Origin of the sequence: Streptomyces sp. NPDC060198, from assembly GCF_042728415.1 — a bacterium.
Lineage (GTDB): Bacteria > Actinomycetota > Actinomycetes > Streptomycetales > Streptomycetaceae > Streptomyces.
The window spans coordinates 13,161-29,454 of sequence record NZ_JBHWZJ010000051.1 but is presented as its reverse complement, the minus strand read 5'-3'; the positions used below and the strand labels follow the sequence as shown (position 1 = coordinate 29,454).

Below are 16,294 nucleotides of genomic sequence, written 5' to 3'. Positions count from 1 at the left end.
GTCCCGGCTCGGCACGGTTCGTTCCTCCTGGACTCGGCGGGAAAGCCTTTCGATACGCCAGTGTACCGATACGTTTGCGTATCGGTACACTGGCGTATCGATTGGGTGTGGAGGGAACCACGCCCAGGTACCACCACAACCGTCAGTAAGGGGCACGGGTGATGTACGCCCGCAGAACGCCTGTGGGACGGGAGCCGGACGCTTCGGCCCGCCCGCCCCTCGTCCGGGAGTTCCTGCTCGTCGTCGGGCTCTTCGTCGTCTACAAGCTCGGGCGCCAAGCGGCCAACGGCCATGTCGACGAGGCATTTCACAACGCCGGACACGTCTGGAACTTCGAACGCGCGCTCGGTCTGCCCGGAGAGGGAGACGTCCAGGGAGCCCTGCTGCACAGCGAGACTCTGATCCACCTGGCGAACACCTACTACGCGGCGGTCCACTTCCCGGCCACCGTGCTGTTCCTGGTCTGGCTGTACTGGCGGCACCCCCACCACTACGTCTGGTCCCGCCGAATACTCGCGGCGCTCACCGGCGCCGCCCTCGCGCTCCACCTCCTCTTCCCGCTGGCCCCGCCGCGCATGCTGGCCGCCGCGGGGCTGGTCGACACCGGCCAGGTGTACGGACCCACGGTCTACGGCGCCACGCCCACCACCGACACCATGGCCAACCAGTTCGCGGCGATGCCCTCGCTGCACTTCGGCTGGGCCCTCATGGTGGCGATCGGGCTCGTCGCCGCCGGCCGCTCCCGGTGGCGCTGGCTCTGGCTGGCCCACCCGCTCGCGACCCTGCTGGTGATCGTCGGCACCGCCAACCACTACTGGCTCGACGCCCTCGTCGTCTCGGCCCTCCTCGCGCTCGCGCTGGCCGCGATCCCGCTGCACCAGCCCTCCCGGGCGGTACGGCTCCGAGGCCCCTGGCCCTCCGCAGCCGGACTCGCCGGCCCCGCCGGAAGCCACGCGGCCTACGCCGCCGGCGTGCCCGCACCGGCCGGCGCCCACGCCTACGCAGGCAACCCGTCCGCCCCGCGGCGGACCCTCACCGCACCAGGAGCCGGACGGTGAACGCCACGCTCGTCGCCATCCTTTTCTGCCTCGTCTCCGCCGTCGCCTACGCGGCCGCCGCCGTGGCCCAGTCACGGCTGGCCGGACGCACCGAACCCGGCTCCGGCGGTCTCCGGCTGCTCGGCCGCGGCGCCTGGTGGGCGTCGGTCGGACTCAACGCCACCGGGGCGCTTCTGCACGTCGCCGCCCTGAAGTACGGGCCACTCACCCTGGTCCAGCCGCTCGGCGCGCTGACCCTGGTGGCCGCCGTACCGCTCGGCGCCCGAACATCCGGCCGCAAGGTCAGCGGCACCGAGTGGCGGGGCACGGTCCTCACCCTCGTCGGACTGGCCGCACTGCTGACCGCGGCGGGTGGCGTCGCACCGCACGAGACCCTCGGCCTCGGGGAAGCCCTCGGGGTCGGCGCGGTCACGCTGGCGGTGGTGTCCGGCCTCGGCCGGCCCGGAGCCCGCCCCGGCCTGCGGCACGCGGCAGCCTCCGGGGTCACCTCCGGGGTCGCCTCCGCGCTGACCCAGACCCTGACGGTCGCCCTCACCGACCACTCGGGCGCGCTGCTCACCCCGCGCACCGTGGTGGTGACCCTGCTGGTCGCGGCCTTCTCGATGGGCGGGATGCTGCTCTCCCAGACCGCGTACCGCGACGGCCTCGGCGCGCCGCTCGCCGTACTGACCCTCGCCAACCCGGTGGCCGCCGCAGCGATCGGGATGGTCCTGCTCGGCGAGCGCCTTCAGGGCGGCCCCCTCAGCCTGATCCCGGCGGTCACGGGCGTCGCGCTCTCGGCGTACGGAGTGGTCCTGCTCAGCAGGGCGCAGTCCCGGACACAGGCCGCGGCCGGCGCACCGGTGCCCGAACCGGTGTCGGACGATGCCGACAGTCCGGTGCACCCCGTGCCCGCTCCGGCTTCCGTGCGCCCCTTCGTGCCCGCCCCCGTCGCCGTGCGGGGCCGCCACCCGGCCTCTCCGGTACCCGACGCCGGCGCCCCGGGGACCCGGCGGAGATCCGGAGTCTGGCGGCGCACGGTCATCGGGAGCCCGCGGAGCCTGAAGCGACCGGTGGCCGACAGCCCCGAACCCGTGGGGGCCTCCGGAAGCTGACCGGACCGGGTGACGGTCGTTCCGCCGACCCTGCGGGGGCGCCTCAGGTACTGGTCATGACGACGTGGTGGGCCAGGAGACGCTCGGCGGTCAGTTCCCGCGGGTAGACGGCGACCTTGCCGATCGCACCCAGGAAGAAGGACCTCAGGCTCGCGGTCCCGATGCGCACGGGGGACGGGGTGTCGCCCGGCACGATCGAGTAGTCGGCGAGCGCGTCCTGGTCGCGCAGCCTCCCGTCGCGGTAGAGCTTCGTGTAACCCGTCGGGTACGAGGGGCCGGCGGGACTGGTGTTGATCACCAGGGCGTAGTGGATCCACTCCCCGGGATACAAGGTGTCCTGGAAGTAGGAGCCGGCGCCCAGGCCCCCGGCGGGGTTGAAGGCATATCCGGAGACGCGGTTGGCCCGCCCCTCGGTGTTGTCGGCGCTGTAGACGCGCGCCGTCCACTCGGCCTGGTTGACCGTGGCGTAGGTGAGCTTTCCCAGCCAGTGCACGTACCCGGTGCCCTCGCTCGCCGGGAAGGTGAGGGTGTCGGGGCGGAACCAGGCCTCCACCGTCAGCGCCCCGGTCGTCGACACGGACAGGGAGGGGTCGTCGGGGACCTCGACGTACTGGCCGGGGGTTCCGTCGAAGAGGGTGGCGCTGTCGCCGTTCGGCAGATGGCTGTGGGACGGCGAACCGTGGAAGAGGGCGCGCGGGCCGCCCGGGGACAGCTCCGAACCGGCGCCGCCCAGCCGGAGGTAGAGCACGGGGTCTTCGGCTTCGATCAGTTCGTCGTACGCGCTCACGTGCGCCTCCCCTGGCACTGGGCCGATCCGACGGCCGGGTCGGCCCAGGTTAGGACGTACGTGGCACGTGCGGGAGGGCGTGAACGCCGCCTGCCGGGCGGCCCCGCCGGAACCCGTCACGCGGGCGCGTGGGACGGGGCGCGCACGCCGGACCGCCGGCCCGGGCGCCGGCGGGCCGCCGCCCCCGGGCGGGCGCGGGGGGGCCGGGGGGGGGGCCCCCCCCCCCCACGGCTCCGTCCGGCCCGTCGAGCTCCTCGACGGCCCCGGCGAGCCAGGTGATCCAGAAGCTCTCCAGGTCGATGCCGCCGCGCAGCAGGAGGTGGCGGAGCCGGTCGTCCTGGCCCTTCCGCCGCTCCGGAGGGAAGTCGCGCCCTTCGATCTCCAGGTACTCCGCCAGCTGCCGCCGGTGCAGCTCCAGATGGCGACGCAGCTCCGCGCCGAGCCCGGGTGCCCCGACGACCGCCGCCGCTCGCATCCGCAGCAGCAGCGGATCGCGGACCGGCTTCGGGTCCTCGGGGAGCGCCACCCAGGCCGCCAGCTCCTCGCGGCCCGCCGGCAGCACCTCGTACTCCTTCTTGCTGCCCCTGGCCGGCTGCTCCGGCAACAAGGCACGGATCCGCCCGGCCTGCTCCAGCCTGCCCAGCTCGCGGTAGATCTGCTGGTGCGTCGACGACCAGAAGTAGCCGATCGACCGGTCGAACCGGCGGGTCAGCTCCAGCCCCGACGACGGCTTCTCCAGCAGAGCGGTGAGGATCGCGTGCGGCAGTGACATGGGGTGCATCCTACGAACGCGGGCCCAGGGCACGGGCCCGGAGCGTGCTCAGAGCGCGGCGGCCAGCTCGGTGCCCTGACGGACGGCCCGCTTGGCATCGAGTTCGGCCGCCACGTCGGCGCCGCCGATCAGATGCACCGGCCGGCCCGCCGCGCGCAGCTCCTCGTACAGCTCCCGGCGCGGTTCCTGGCCGGCGCAGAGCACCACCGTGTCGACCGGCAGCAGGTGCTGCTCGCCGTCCACGGTCAGGTGCAGACCCGCGTCGTCGATCCGGTCGTAGGTGGCGCCCGCGATCATGGTGACGCCCCGGTGGCGGAGCTCCGTGCGGTGGATCCACCCCGTGGTCTTGCCGAGCCCCGCGCCTACCTTGGTCGCCTTGCGCTGGATCAGGTGGACCGTACGCGGCGGCCTCGGACGCTCCGGCAGGCGCAGCCCGCCCCGGTGCGCGTAGGACGTGTCCACGCCCCAGCTGCGCAGGAAGACCTCGGGGTCCTGGCTCGTCCCCTCCCCGGAGTCGGTGAGGAACGCGGCGACGTCGAAACCGATGCCGCCCGCCCCCACGACCGCGACCCGGTCGCCGACCGGAACCCTGTCGCGCAGTACGTCCAGGTAGCCGACCACGCTGGGGTGGCCGGCCCCCTCGATGGGCGGGGTGCGCGGCTCGACCCCGGTGGCGAGCACGACCTCGTCGTACCCGTCGAGCGTGCCCGCGTCGGCGCGGGTGGCGAGCCGCACGTCGACCTCCAGCTCGCGCAGCCGGGTGCGGAAGTAGCGCAGCGTCTCGTCGAACTCCTCCTTGCCGGGCACCTGGCGCGCCACGTTGAGCTGGCCGCCGATCTCGTCGGCCGCGTCGAAGAGAGTGACCGCGTGGCCGCGTTCGGCCGCGGTGACCGCGCAGGAGAGTCCGGCCGGTCCCGCGCCGACGACGGCGACGCGCTTGCGGGTCCGGGTGGGGGAGAGGACCAGCTCGGTCTCGTGGCAGGCCCGGGGATTGACCAGACAGGACGTGATCTTGAGGCTGAACACGTGGTCCAGGCACGCCTGGTTGCAGCCGATGCAGGTGTTGATGGCGTCGGAGCGGCCTGCCGCGGCCTTCGCCACGAACTCCGGGTCGGCGAGGAAGGGCCGGGCCATCGACACCATGTCCGCGCGGCCCGAGGCGAGGATCTCCTCGGCGACCTCGGGGGTGTTGACGCGGTTGCTCGTCACCAGCGGTACGGAGACCGCGCCGCGCACCTTCTCGGTCACCCAGGTGAACGCGCCGCGTGGCACCGAGGTCGCGATGGTGGGGATGCGGGCCTCGTGCCAGCCGATGCCGGTGTTGATGATGGTCGCCCCGGCCGCCTCGACCGCGCGGGCGAGGTGCACGACCTCCTCCAGCGTGGAGCCGTCGGGGACGAGGTCGAGCATGGAGAGGCGGTAGATCAGGATGAAGTCGTCGCCGACGGCCTCGCGCACCCGGCGCACGATCTCGATGGGGAAACGGACCCGGTTCTCGTACGAACCGCCCCAGCGGTCGGTGCGGTGGTTGGTCTCCGCCACCACGAACTCGTTGATGAGGTAGCCCTCCGAGCCCATGATCTCGACCCCGTCGTACCCGGCGCGGCGTGCGAGTTCGGCGGCGCGGACGAACTCCTCGATGGTCTCCTCGACCTCGTCGTCGGTCAGCGCGTGCGGGGTGAAGCCGCTGATGGGCGCCTTGAGCGCGCTCGGCGCCACCAGCGCCGGATGGTGCGCGTACCGGCCGAAGTGCAGGATCTGCATCGCGATCCGGCCGCCCGCCGCGTGCACCGCCGAGGTGATCAGGGCGTGCTCCTCGGCCTCCGCCTCCGTGGTCAGCTTGGCGCCGCCGGGCGCGGAGCAGCCACGCTCGCTGGGCGCGATGCCGCCCGTGACGATGAGGCCGACGCCGCCACGGGCGCGCTCGGCGTAGAACGCGGCCATCCGCTCGAAGCCGTTCTCGGCCTCTTCGAGACCCGTGTGCATCGACCCCATGACCACCCGGTTGGGGAGGGTGGTGAATCCGAGGTCCAGCGGGCTCAGCAGCGTGGGGTAGGGGCTCATGGGGGTCTCCTCGCGCGGTGTCGTCCCGCCAGTTCTAGAGGATCGGAGAGGCATTGTGCAACAAGTTGCACAATGATGTGCGTCGCATTCGGGCATCCCGCGAGGTGCGCCGTGGGGGCCCGCGAGGCGTCCCCCGTACGGCGTAACAAGCCGCGCCCCCGCAACGGCGCCGGGCGACAGTGGAGCCGTACCCCGTCCTCCTCGTACCCGGGAGCTTCCATGGCCTGCCTCAACCGGCGTGACCTCGGCCTGCTCGTCCTGCGCGCCGGAACCGGCGCCGTCCTCGCCGCCCACGGCTCCCAGAAGCTCCTGGGCTGGTTCGGCGGCGGCGGGGTCGAGGGCACCACCGCCGCCATGGAGGCCATGGGCTTCCATCCCCCCAAGCACAGCGCGGTCGCCGCCGGGCTCGGCGAGGCGGGCGGCGGCGTACTGCTCGCGCTCGGCCTCGCCACCCCGGCGGCCGGCGCCGCCGCCGCAGGAGCGATGGCGGGCGCGGTCGCGGTGCACGCCCCCGCCGGCTTCTTCGCGCAGGGCGGCGGCTACGAGTACCCGGCTTTCCTCGGGTTCGCCGCCGCCGCGATCGGCGTCACCGGCGGCGGCCGATACTCCCTGGACCACGCCACCGGCCACGTGCTCGACAAGCCCTGGGTGGTCGCGCTCGCCTTCCTCGGCAGCGCCGCGGCGGCAGCCGCCGTCGTCGGCAAGCGCGCGAAGGCGCAAGGCGCCGCCGCCGCCTCGGGAGAGTCCGACGCGGACTGAGGGCCCTGCCCGCGCGACCCCGGTTTCCGGACCCCTGGCATTGATCCAGCGTTCAGGGGCATCCGTCGGTCCATGGAGACCAGTGCGATAGCGGAACGCGGACGAGGACAGGCCCGGAGCGGGGCCACCGGAAAAGCGGTCGAGACGGCGGCGCGCGCCGGATTCGTGGCGCGCGGTGTCATCTACCTGCTCATCGGAGTGCTCGCCCTGCGCGTGGCCTTCCCGGGCGACAGTGGCGGCGGAGAGCAGGCGGACCGGGGCGGCGCCCTGAAGGAAGTGGCCGAGCAGCCGCTGGGCGGGGTCCTTCTGTGGCTGCTCGGCATCGGACTCGTGGGCATGGCGCTCTGGCGGCTCTCCGAGGCGCTGTTCGGCCAGGCCGGGCCGGACGGGCAGAAGCCCATGAAGCGGATCATCGCCGCCGGGCGCTGCGTGTTCTACGCCTTCGTCGCGTACTCCGTGATCTCGTACGCCGCGGGGGACAAGGGCAGTGGCAGCGGGTCGAGTGACAAGCGGACCGACGACGTCACCGCCAAGGTCCTCGACTGGTCCGGCGGCCAGTGGCTCGTCGGGATCGCCGGAGCCGTCGTCGTGGGCGTCGGGCTGTGGCTGATCTTCCGCGCGGTGACCCTGAAGTTCCGCAAGCACCTCGACATGTCCGGCACCGGGGAGAAGGTCCGCCGGACCGTCGACGCGGTCGGCGTGTTCGGCGGAACGGCCCGGGGCGTCGTCTTCGGCACGGCGGGCGGCTTCGCCATCGCCGCGGCCGTCCAGCACGAACCGGGACAGGCCAAGGGCATGGACGACACCCTCCGCTCCTTCACCGACACCCCCGCCGGACCCTGGCTGCTCGTGCTCGTCGCCCTCGGACTGGCCGCCTTCGGCGTCTTCTCCTGGGCCAACGCCCGCTGGCGCAAGGTCTGACCCCATTTCACCCCACCGAGACACGGCCCCGCCGGGCACCCCACCCACCGGCGGGGCCGTCCCGTGCTTCCTGCCCGCGCTCTCAAGCCAGGCCGCGCGCCTGCTTGAACCGGTCCAGCGCGTCCGACAGGCCGACCAGTGGAGCCGGGTAGTCCAGCGCGGCGCGCTCCGGCTCGGGGAGCTGCCACGGCTCGTGCACCGCCCCGCCCCCGATGCTCGCCAACTCCGGCACCCAGCGGCGTACGTACGCCCCGTCGGGGTCGTAACGGTGGCCCTGGCGCACGGGGTTGAGCACTCGGTTGGGGCGGCTGTCGGTCCCGGTGCCCGCCACCCACTGCCAGTTGAGCTGGTTGTTGGCGATGTCGCCGTCCACCAGCAGGTCCAGGAAGTGACGCGCGCCGATCCGCCAGTCCACGTACAGCGACTTCGCCAGGAAGCTCGCCGCGAGCAGCCTGCCCCGGTTGTGCATCCAGCCCTCATGGCTCAGTTGACGCATCGCGGCGTCCACGACCGGATAGCCGGTGCGGCCCTCGCGCCACGCCTCGATCTCGTCCCCCGCCTCCTTCTCGTCCCGCCAGTCGTCGTGCTGCGTACGGTAGTTCTCGTGCGAGGCGGCCGGACGCGCGGCGAGGACCTGGTGGTGGAAGTCCCGCCAGCACACCTGCCGTACGAACGCCTCCGCACCCGCGCCGCCCACGCCGCGGGCCCACCCGACCAGCTCGGCGGGCGAGACCGTGCCGAAGTGCAGATGGGGCGAGAGCCGTGAGGTCGCGTCGCCCGCGAGGTCGTCGTGCGTCTCCTCGTACGATTCGATTCCGGACCTGCGCCACGCCGTGAGCAGGGCCCGGCCCGCCTTCTCGCCGCCTTCCGCCAGTCCGGGCGAGACTCCGGACACCCCTTTCCGGGACGGCAGTCCGCCGGAGCGCGCGGTGTCCGGCACCCGAAGCGCGCGGGGCGGGGCGAGGGGGTCCCGCAGTCGTTCCTGGGACCAGCGCCGGAAGTACGGCGTGAACACGGCGAAGTGGTCCGATCCCGAGCCCGTCGGGCGTACCGCCCCCGGGGCGACGGCGGTCACCACCGCGTCGTGGACGTGCAACCTCCGCCCCTGCGACTCCAGTTCCCTGCGCAGACGCTCCTCTCGGGCATGGGCGTACGCGCTGACCCCGCCGGACATGTGGACGTCCCCGGCGTCCGTCCCGGCGGCGACCCGGCAGACCTCCTCGGCCACGTCCCCGGTACGGATCACGAGCCTTCCGCCCCGCTCGCGCAGCCCCGCGTCCAGGTCCCGCAGGCAGTCGGCGAGGAAGGCCCGCCGGTTGGGCACCGCGAAACCGGCCTCCTCCACGCGCCGGTCGAGGACGAAGAGCGGCACGATCGTGTCGCTCGCGGCCGAGGCGGCACGCAGCGGCGGATGGTCGTGCAGCCGCAGGTCGGAGGTGAACAGGACGACCGAGACGGTCATGGCGCTACTCCTGGCATGGATCGGAACCGGAACGGGGACATCTGGTGCAATCGGTGCTTCCGAGTGGCCCCGTGGTCCGGATGCGCCACGGCCCCCCGGAGGCGGCGGGGGGCACCGGCTGTCCGGACCGCCGGCCGCTGTTGGGCTGGGCCGTGTGGTGGAAGTCCCGCCTGTCCGGCGACGCCCGGCCCGCACGCTCGCCGCGTTGTCGGGATCGCCCCGGTACATCCAGTATCGGGGCGACCCTCCGCCGTGCGATCGCACGCACCGGACCCGCCCTCCGGGCGACCGGCGCCACTCTCGACACACGCCCTAGGACTGTTCCCGAGGACGCGGACGCGCCCCCGCGGTCTCCGCCCGAGCCCGGGCCGAGCCGGGGGTCCGGGACGCGGCCCGGGCGATGTTGCGGGCCATCCCGCCGAAGACGATCGCGTGGAAGGGCGAGACGCTCCACCAGTAGGCGTGGCCCAGCAACCCGCGCGGATGGAAGAGCGCCCGCTGACGGTAGTGGGAGCGCCCGCCCTCCCGGTTCTCGACGTACATCTCCAGCCAGGCCAGCCCCGGCACCCGCATCTCCGCCCGCAGCCGCAGCAGCCTGCCCGGCTCGATCTCCTCCACCCGCCAGAAGTCCAGCGAGTCCCCCACCCGGAGCCGGTCGGCGTCGCGGCGGCCCCGCCGCAGCCCGACCCCGCCCATCGCCCGGTCGAGCCACCCCCGCACCGCCCAGGCCAGCGGGAACGAGTACCAGCCGTTGTCGCCCCCGATCCCTTCCACCACCCGCCACAGCGCCGCCGGGGAAGCGTCGACGTCCCGCTCCCGGACGTCCTCGTACAGGCTGCCGCCCGCCCAGTCCGGGTCCGTGGGCAGCGGGTCGCTCGGCGCGCCCGGGAGCGAGGCCGAGGACCACCGGGTGGTCACCTTCGCGTCCCGTACCCGCTGGAGCGCGAGGGAGAGCGCCGTGTCGAACGGGAACGGCTGCCCCGGCCCGTCCGGGACGTACCGTGCGATGTCGTGCTCGCGGCAGACCACCTCGTACCTCAGCGACTCCGCGAGCGGGCGGGCGATGGACCGGGGCACCGGGGTCACCAGCCCGATCCAGTGGCTGGACAGCCGGGGCGTGAGCATCGGGACGGGCAGGATCAGCCGTTTCGGCAGGCCCCCGACCTCGGCGTACCGCTCCATCATCACCCGGTAGGTGAGGACGTCGGGTCCGCCGATGTCGAAGGAGCGGTGCACGTCCGCGGGCATCCGGGCGCAGCCGACGAGGTAGCGCAGCACGTCCCGGACACCGATCGGCTGGATCCGGGTGGACACCCAGCTCGGGGTGACCATGACAGGCAGCCGCTCGGTGAGGTAGCGGAGCATCTCGAAGGACGCCGAACCCGAACCGATGATGACGGCGGCCCGCAGCACGGTCGTCGGCACCCCCGAATCCAGCAGGATGCGGCCGACCTCCGCACGGGACCGCAGATGAGGAGAGAGCTCGTCCTCCGGTACGTCCCCGGGGGTGAGGCCCCCCAGGTAGACGATGCGGCGCACCCCGGCCGCGCGGGCCCGCTCACCGAAGTTCCGGGCCGCCTCGCGGTCGGTCTCCTCGAAGCCCGGACCGGTGCCCAGCGCGTGCACCAGGTAGTAAGCGACGTCGATGTCCCGCATCGCCGAGTCCAGCGACTCCGGATCGGTGACGTCCCCGCGCACCACCTCCGCCTCGCCGACCCAGGGATAGTCGCGCAGCTTCTGGGGGGTCCTCGCCAGGCACCGCACCCGGTGGCCGGCGAGGAGCAGCTCCGGCACCAGGCGGCCCCCGATGTAGCCGGTGGCCCCCGTCACCAGGCAGCGCAGGCCCTTCCCGTCGTCCCTGGTCCCCTTGGCCGTCTCCATGGCGCCTCCGCCTCGCGTTCGATCCGGGTCTTCTTCTTCCACCGTCCCCGCCCCTACCGCATTCCGCCCGGCGGGGCCCGGTGGAGGCACCGTGCCACGGTCCGGGACGGCCGAATGGGTCGCGAGGCCGCTCCGGAGTCCTCCTCACCGGCCCCGGCAGCCACCGCCCGGCCGGTCGGCGTGATCCCCTCGGGAGCCGGGGCCCGCGGCACCGGCACACCGCCGGCACGGATCGGGGCCCACCCGCATCCGCCGGACGAGGGACGGCGGAAGAGACGCGACGGGTCCGGAAGACCGCGGACCCGCGACGGACCCCGTACCGCCGGCACGCCGGCCCGGCGGTGCGGGGCCCGCCCGAGCGGTACGGAGACCGATGCGACCAGAAGGACCAGCGATGCGCCTCACCCGGGCAGCGGTTTCCGCCTCTGCCGACCACCGGCGGTCGGATCGGTCCTCCGGGGGCGCGCAGCCACCCGACCGGCCCCGCCGCCCCGCCGAGGGGGCGCCGGCAGGTCCGGACGCCCGGGAACCGTACGGCGCGACGGCCCGCGCGCACGACGACCCGGCGGACGGCGACCACACCCGGACGCACGACGGACCCCGCAGGGCCGCCGACGGTTCCGGCGGGACGCGCGGCAGCCACGACCCGGACGGCCCGGCCGCCGCGCCGCCAGGGCCCGAGGCGCGAGCCGCCGCCCCCCTCGACCCGTTCGAATCCGTCGAGACCGTGGAAGCCGTCGACGCCGACGTGGCCGGAGCCGTCCTGCGTACCGCCCGCACGGTGCTCCGGGACCACCTCGCCGAGGCATCCGCCATCGACGACGTCTTCACCCGGGACCTGGCCCGGCGAGTCGCGGACTTCACCCTCGGCGGCGGGAAGCGCGCCCGGCCCCGCTTCCTCTGGTGGGCGATGCGGGCCTGCGGCGGTGCGGACGCCGCAGGCGCGGCGCTGCGCCTCGGCGTCGCACTCGAACTCATCCAGACCTGCGCCCTGGTCCACGACGACGTGATGGACGGCTCCCCGCTGCGCCGGGGCCGCCCCGCCGTCCACGTCGAACTGGCAGGCGTCCCCGGCGGACCTCCCGACACCGCGTTCGGCACCTCGGCCGCCGTCCTCGTCGGCGATCTCGCGCTCGCGTGGGCGGACGACACCGTCGCCGCCGTCCCGACGGACCCCGCCACCCGGCGCCGGGTCCTCACGATCTGGCGGGCGATGCGCACCGAGATGGTGGCCGGCCAGTACCTCGACCTGCACGGACAGGCGGCGGTCACCCGAACCGCCACGCACGCCCTGCGGACCGCATGCCTCAAGAGCGCCCTCTACTCCGTGGAGCGCCCCCTCGCCCTGGGCGCCGCGCTGGCGGGCGCCGACGACCGTACGACCGCCGCGCTCTGCGCGGCGGGCCGGAGCGCAGGCACTGCCTTCCAGCTCCGCGACGACCTGCTCGGCGCGTTCGGCGACCCGGCGGTCACCGGGAAACCCTCCGGCGGCGACCTCCGCGACGGCAAGCCCACCTACCTGGTGGCCGTCGCCCGGGAGCGCGCCGAGGCGGCGGGCGACACCGCCCTGCTCGCGGTCCTGGACGCCGGCGTGGGCGACCCGGCCCTCACCGACGAAGGGCTCGCCCGGCTACGGGACGCGCTCACCCGGAGCGGCGCGCGCGCCGCCGTCGAACACCGGGCGGACCGGCTCGCCGCGGAGGCCGAAGCCCGCCTCGACCTGGCCGGACTCCACCCGGAGGGCGCCCGGCAGCTGCGCCTGCTGCTGCGGGAGGCCGCGGGCGGGCGCACCCCGCCGCAATCCGGGCCCCCCGTCCCACCGTCCGCACCCGCCTTCGGCCTCGGCCCAGGCTTCGAAGGAGACACCACCCGATGAGGACCGTCCCCGGGCGCACCGACCACGTCGTGGTGATCGGCGCCGGCCTCGCCGGCCTGTCGGCGACCCTCCATCTGCTCGGCGCCGGGCGGCGGGTCACCGTCGTCGAGCGCGACACCACACCGGGCGGACGCGCCGGGCTGCTGGAGCGCGGCGGCTACCGCATCGACACCGGCCCCACCGTGCTCACCATGCCCGACCTCGTCGAGGAGGCCTTCGCCGCCGTCGGACACCGGCTCGCCGACCGGCTCGACCTGATTCCGCTCCACCCCGCCTACCGCGCCTGGTTCGCCGACGGCTCCACCCTCGACGTGCACACCGAACCGGCCGCGATGGAGGCCGCCGTGGAGGAGTTCGCGGGCGGCCACGAAGCGCTCGGCTACCGCCGTCTGCGGCGGTGGCTGGAACGCCTCTACGCCGTCCAGATGCGTCGCTTCATCGACGCCAACTTCGACTCGCCGCTCCAGCTCCTCCACCCTGACCTGGCCCGGCTCGCCGCACTCGGCGGCTTCGGCCGGCTCGACGCGCGGATCGGCCGCTACCTGAGCGACGAACGGCTGCGCCGCGTCTTCTCCTTCCAGGCCCTGTACGCCGGGGTGCCCCCGGCCCGGGCGCTCGCCGCGTACGCCGTCATCGCCTACATGGACACGGTCGCCGGGGTGTACTTCCCACGCGGCGGGATGCACGCCCTGCCCCGGGCGCTGGCGGACTCCGCCGCGGAGGCCGGTGCCGCGTTCCGCTACGGCGAGTCCGTCAGCAGCCTGGAGCGCTCGGGCGACCGGGTCACCGCCGTCGTCACGGACCGGGGCCGCATCCCGTGCGACGCGGTCGTCCTCACCCCGGACCTGCCCGTCAGCTACCGGCTGCTCGGCCGCACACCCCGCCGGCCGGGCGGCCTGCGGCACTCGCCGTCCGCCGTCGTCCTGCACGCCGGAACGGACCGCACCTGGCCCGGACTCGCCCACCACACCCTCTCGTTCGGCCGGGCCTGGAAGGGCACCTTCCACGAACTCACCCGCACCGGCTCCCTGATGACCGACCCGTCGTTGCTCATCACCCGCCCCACCGCCGGAGATCCGGCGCTCGCACCGCCCGGCAAGCACCTCCACTACGTACTCGCCCCCTGCCCGAACACCGACATCGGCCCCTGCACACGCACCTGGGACGAGCTGGCACCCCGCTACCGGGACAGCCTGCTGACCGAGCTGGAACGCCGGGGCCTCGCCGGGCTCGGCGCCGCCATCGAGGAAGAATGCCTGGTCACCCCGGTCGACTGGACCGCCCAGGGGCACGCCGCCGGAACCCCGTTCTCGGCCGCCCACACCTTCCCGCAGACCGGTCCCTTCCGCCCCCGCAACCTCGTGCGGGGCACCACCAACGCCGTACTCGCCGGCTGCGGCACCACCCCCGGCGTCGGCGTGCCGACCGTCCTCATCTCCGGGAAGCTCGCCGCCGCCCGGATCACCGGTCCGCCCTCGTCCGTGCGGCCCCGGCCGGCCACCGCGACCACCCCGCGCCCCGTACCGAAAGGCACCCCGCATGACCGCCCGTGAACTCGACGCGGCAGCCATCCACGACCCCGCCCTGCGCGCCGCGTACGCCACCTGCCGGAGGCTCAACGCACGCCACGGCAGGACGTACTTCCTCGCCACCCGGCTGCTTCCCGCCGACCGCCGCCCCGCCGTCCACGCCCTCTACGGCTTCGCCCGCCGGGCCGACGACATCGTGGACGACCTGAACGCCGACGCCGCGCCCGGGGACCGCGCGCGGGCGCTGCTCGCCTTCGAAGAGCGGCTCGCCGAGGGCCTCGCGCACCGCGCCACCGGCGAACCGGTGATCCGGGCACTGGTCCACACCGCCGACGTGTACGGCATCGACCACCGCCACTTCACCGACTTCATGGCCTCCATGCGCAGCGACCTCACGGTGACCGAGTACGCCTCCTGGGACGAACTCGGCGGCTACACACACGGATCGGCAGCCGTGATCGGCCTCCAGATGCTCCCCGTCCTCGGCACGGTCGTCCCGCGCGAGGAGGCCGCCCCGTACGCCGCCGACCTGGGCGTCGCCTTCCAGCTCAGCAACTTCCTCCGGGACGTCGGCGAGGACCTCGACCGGGGCCGCGTCTACCTTCCCGCCGACCTGCTCGCCGCACACGGTGTCGACCGCGAACTCCTGCTGCACAGCAGGGCGTCGGGCGCCCGCGATCCGCGCATCACCTCCGCCCTGCGGGCCGCCGCCGCGTACAACCGGGACGTCTACCGGCGGGCGCTGCCCGGCATTGCCCTGCTCGCCCCCGAATCGCGCCCCTGCATCCGCACCGCGTTCGTGCTGTACGGCGGCATCCTCGACGCCATCGAGGCGGACGGCTACGCCGTGCTCCACCGGCGCGCGGTCGTCTCCCGCGCCCGCCGCGCCACGGTCGCCCTGGACGGCCTGGTACGCGCCCTCGCCGCGCGCTCGGCGCTCCGCACCGCCGCCGCGCCGCGACGATCCGTCCGGCCCCGCCCCCTGCCGGCGGCGGACGCTCCACGAGCCGGCCGGCCGCACCACGACCCTGCCGTCTCCGGAGCCGGCCGAGAGGGCGCGGCATGACTCCCCCTCAGGCCGACGGGCCGGGCCGCCGCGGTCGTCTCCCGCTGCGGCTGCGCCGCGACCCCGTGCCATGGGAACGGCAGCGCCCCACCTGGCGCGAGGCCCGACCCGCTCTCATCGCGGGCGCCCTCAAGCACGCGCTGAGCCGACCCTCCGGCAACTGGTACGTCATCGGCGCCTCCCGCCGCATCACACCCGGCCGCTCCTTCGGCCGGACCGTCCAGGGCACCGAGGTCGTCGCCTGGCGCGACGCCTCGGGCCGCCTGCGCGCCGGCCCCGGTGCCTGCCCGCACCTGGGCGCACCGCTGCGGGACAGCCCGGTCCGCTGCGGCACCCTCGTCTGCCACTGGCACGGACTCGCCCTGAACGGCGAGCCGTTCGCCGGCTGGGAGCCCTACCCCGCCCACGACGACGGAGTCCTCGCCTGGGTACGGCTCGACGAAGTGGGCGGCGAGAGCCCGCTGGAGAGGCCCGTGGTCCCCGCACGCCCGGTGCCCTCGACGGCGGTCGACGCGGTGTACGAGGGCTTCGGCACCTGCGAACCCGAGGACGTCGTCGCCAATCGCCTCGACCCCTGGCACGGCGCCTGGTTCCACCCGTACTCCTTCGTGGACCTGACCGTGCTCGACGTCCCCGGCCAGGACGCCGGGGACGGCCGGGACGGATTCGCGGTCGACGTCTCCTTCAAGGTGGCGGGCCGCGTCGTGGTGCCCGTACGCGCCGTGTTCACGGCGCCCGAACCCCGTACCGTCGTCATGCACATCACCGAGGGAGAGGGCCGGGGCTCCGTCGTCGAGAGCCACGCCACCCCGCTCGGCACCGACGTGAGCGGCCGGCCGCGCACCGCCGTGGTGGAGGCGGTCGTCGCCGCGTCCGACCGGCGCGGCTTCGCCGTCGCCCGCGCGGCGGCCCCGCTGCTGCGACCGCTCATGAGGGCCTCGGCCGGGCGGCTCTGGCGCGACGACCTGGCGTACGCCGAGCGCCGCTGGGAGCTGCGCAGCAGCGGGCGGTTCCCGGGGTGAGGG

At 74.5% G+C, this 16,294-nt stretch carries 12 protein-coding genes and 1 pseudogene; 8 read left to right on the top strand and 5 right to left on the bottom strand.

Annotation, left to right across the window (positions count from 1 at the left end; all coding sequences use genetic code 11):
* The first annotated feature begins 158 nt into the window (after positions 1-158).
* Positions 159-1,058 (top strand): phosphatase PAP2 family protein, encoded by a 900-nt coding sequence (locus tag ACFWEP_RS09995; protein ID WP_387368360.1) that lies wholly within the window; start codon positions 159-161, stop codon positions 1,056-1,058.
* The gene (locus ACFWEP_RS09990) at positions 1,055-2,152 is read left to right on the top strand and encodes a DMT family transporter (RefSeq protein ID WP_387368358.1); all 1,098 of its coding nucleotides are present in this window, start codon (positions 1,055-1,057) and stop codon (positions 2,150-2,152) included. Before ACFWEP_RS09995 ends, ACFWEP_RS09990 begins: the two co-directional genes overlap by 4 nt.
* Before the next feature lie 43 nt (positions 2,153-2,195).
* Here the strand turns inward: ACFWEP_RS09990 and ACFWEP_RS09985 are convergent, their stop codons facing one another.
* The 3 genes and pseudogenes from ACFWEP_RS09985 to ACFWEP_RS09975 form a co-directional block, all read right to left on the bottom strand.
* A complete protein-coding gene (locus ACFWEP_RS09985) occupies positions 2,196-2,939 on the bottom strand; it encodes a LamG-like jellyroll fold domain-containing protein (protein ID WP_387368356.1) in 744 nt (247 codons plus the stop codon).
* Positions 2,940-3,180: 241 nt separating this feature from the next.
* Positions 3,181-3,711 (bottom strand): annotated as a pseudogene (locus ACFWEP_RS09980) (PadR family transcriptional regulator); the annotation flags it as partial.
* Positions 3,712-3,759: 48 nt separating this feature from the next.
* Positions 3,760-5,775, bottom strand: coding sequence for an FAD-dependent oxidoreductase (locus ACFWEP_RS09975; protein ID WP_387368354.1), 2,016 nt, complete (start codon positions 5,773-5,775; stop codon positions 3,760-3,762).
* Between the two features lie 219 nt (positions 5,776-5,994).
* On the opposite strand from ACFWEP_RS09975, the gene ACFWEP_RS09970 reads away from it, so the two are divergent.
* Positions 5,995-6,534 (top strand): DoxX family protein, encoded by a 540-nt coding sequence (locus ACFWEP_RS09970; protein WP_387368352.1) that lies wholly within the window; start codon positions 5,995-5,997, stop codon positions 6,532-6,534.
* Between the two features lie 72 nt (positions 6,535-6,606).
* Positions 6,607-7,455, top strand: coding sequence for a DUF1206 domain-containing protein (locus ACFWEP_RS09965; RefSeq protein ID WP_387368350.1), 849 nt, complete (start codon positions 6,607-6,609; stop codon positions 7,453-7,455).
* A gap of 82 nt (positions 7,456-7,537) precedes the next feature.
* On the opposite strand, the gene ACFWEP_RS09960 is transcribed toward ACFWEP_RS09965, so the two are convergent.
* Both ACFWEP_RS09960 and ACFWEP_RS09955 read right to left on the bottom strand, forming a co-directional pair.
* Positions 7,538-8,917 (bottom strand): cryptochrome/photolyase family protein, encoded by a 1,380-nt coding sequence (locus ACFWEP_RS09960; protein ID WP_387368348.1) that lies wholly within the window; start codon positions 8,915-8,917, stop codon positions 7,538-7,540.
* 312 nt (positions 8,918-9,229) lie between these two features.
* Positions 9,230-10,798 carry an SDR family oxidoreductase gene (locus ACFWEP_RS09955; protein ID WP_387368346.1) on the bottom strand — a complete coding sequence of 523 codons (1,569 nt, stop codon included), beginning with the start codon at positions 10,796-10,798 and terminating at the stop codon, positions 9,230-9,232.
* 394 nt (positions 10,799-11,192) lie between these two features.
* Between ACFWEP_RS09955 and ACFWEP_RS09950 the strand changes: the two genes are divergently transcribed.
* From ACFWEP_RS09950 to ACFWEP_RS09935, 4 genes are read left to right on the top strand one after another with little or no spacing between them, the layout of a single operon-like run.
* Positions 11,193-12,674 carry a polyprenyl synthetase family protein gene (locus ACFWEP_RS09950; RefSeq protein ID WP_387368344.1) on the top strand — a complete coding sequence of 494 codons (1,482 nt, stop codon included), beginning with the start codon at positions 11,193-11,195 and terminating at the stop codon, positions 12,672-12,674.
* A complete protein-coding gene (locus ACFWEP_RS09945; protein WP_387368342.1) occupies positions 12,671-14,227 on the top strand; it encodes a phytoene desaturase in 1,557 nt (518 codons plus the stop codon). The genes ACFWEP_RS09950 and ACFWEP_RS09945 overlap by 4 nt, the downstream gene beginning before the upstream one ends.
* The gene (locus ACFWEP_RS09940) at positions 14,214-15,269 is read left to right on the top strand and encodes a phytoene/squalene synthase family protein (protein WP_387368340.1); all 1,056 of its coding nucleotides are present in this window, start codon (positions 14,214-14,216) and stop codon (positions 15,267-15,269) included. The genes ACFWEP_RS09945 and ACFWEP_RS09940 overlap by 14 nt, the downstream gene beginning before the upstream one ends.
* Positions 15,266-16,291 carry a DUF5914 domain-containing protein gene (locus ACFWEP_RS09935; protein WP_387368338.1) on the top strand — a complete coding sequence of 342 codons (1,026 nt, stop codon included), beginning with the start codon at positions 15,266-15,268 and terminating at the stop codon, positions 16,289-16,291. The genes ACFWEP_RS09940 and ACFWEP_RS09935 overlap by 4 nt, the downstream gene beginning before the upstream one ends.
* Positions 16,292-16,294 lie beyond the last annotated feature (3 nt).

Excerpts from the sequence above, each read along its gene's own strand:
- ACFWEP_RS09960 (WP_387368348.1), bottom strand. The coding sequence starts at position 8,917 with ATGACCGTCTCGGTCGTCCTGTTCACCTCCGACCTGCGGCTGCACGAC.
- ACFWEP_RS09940 (WP_387368340.1), top strand. The coding sequence starts at position 14,214 with ATGACCGCCCGTGAACTCGACGCGGCAGCCATCCACGACCCCGCCCTG.
- ACFWEP_RS09935 (WP_387368338.1), top strand. The coding sequence starts at position 15,266 with ATGACTCCCCCTCAGGCCGACGGGCCGGGCCGCCGCGGTCGTCTCCCG.
- ACFWEP_RS09965 (WP_387368350.1), top strand. The coding sequence starts at position 6,607 with ATGGAGACCAGTGCGATAGCGGAACGCGGACGAGGACAGGCCCGGAGC.
- ACFWEP_RS09950 (WP_387368344.1), top strand. The coding sequence starts at position 11,193 with ATGCGCCTCACCCGGGCAGCGGTTTCCGCCTCTGCCGACCACCGGCGG.
- ACFWEP_RS09970 (WP_387368352.1), top strand. The coding sequence starts at position 5,995 with ATGGCCTGCCTCAACCGGCGTGACCTCGGCCTGCTCGTCCTGCGCGCC.
- ACFWEP_RS09945 (WP_387368342.1), top strand. The coding sequence starts at position 12,671 with ATGAGGACCGTCCCCGGGCGCACCGACCACGTCGTGGTGATCGGCGCC.
- ACFWEP_RS09955 (WP_387368346.1), bottom strand. The coding sequence starts at position 10,798 with ATGGAGACGGCCAAGGGGACCAGGGACGACGGGAAGGGCCTGCGCTGC.
- ACFWEP_RS09975 (WP_387368354.1), bottom strand. The coding sequence starts at position 5,775 with ATGAGCCCCTACCCCACGCTGCTGAGCCCGCTGGACCTCGGATTCACC.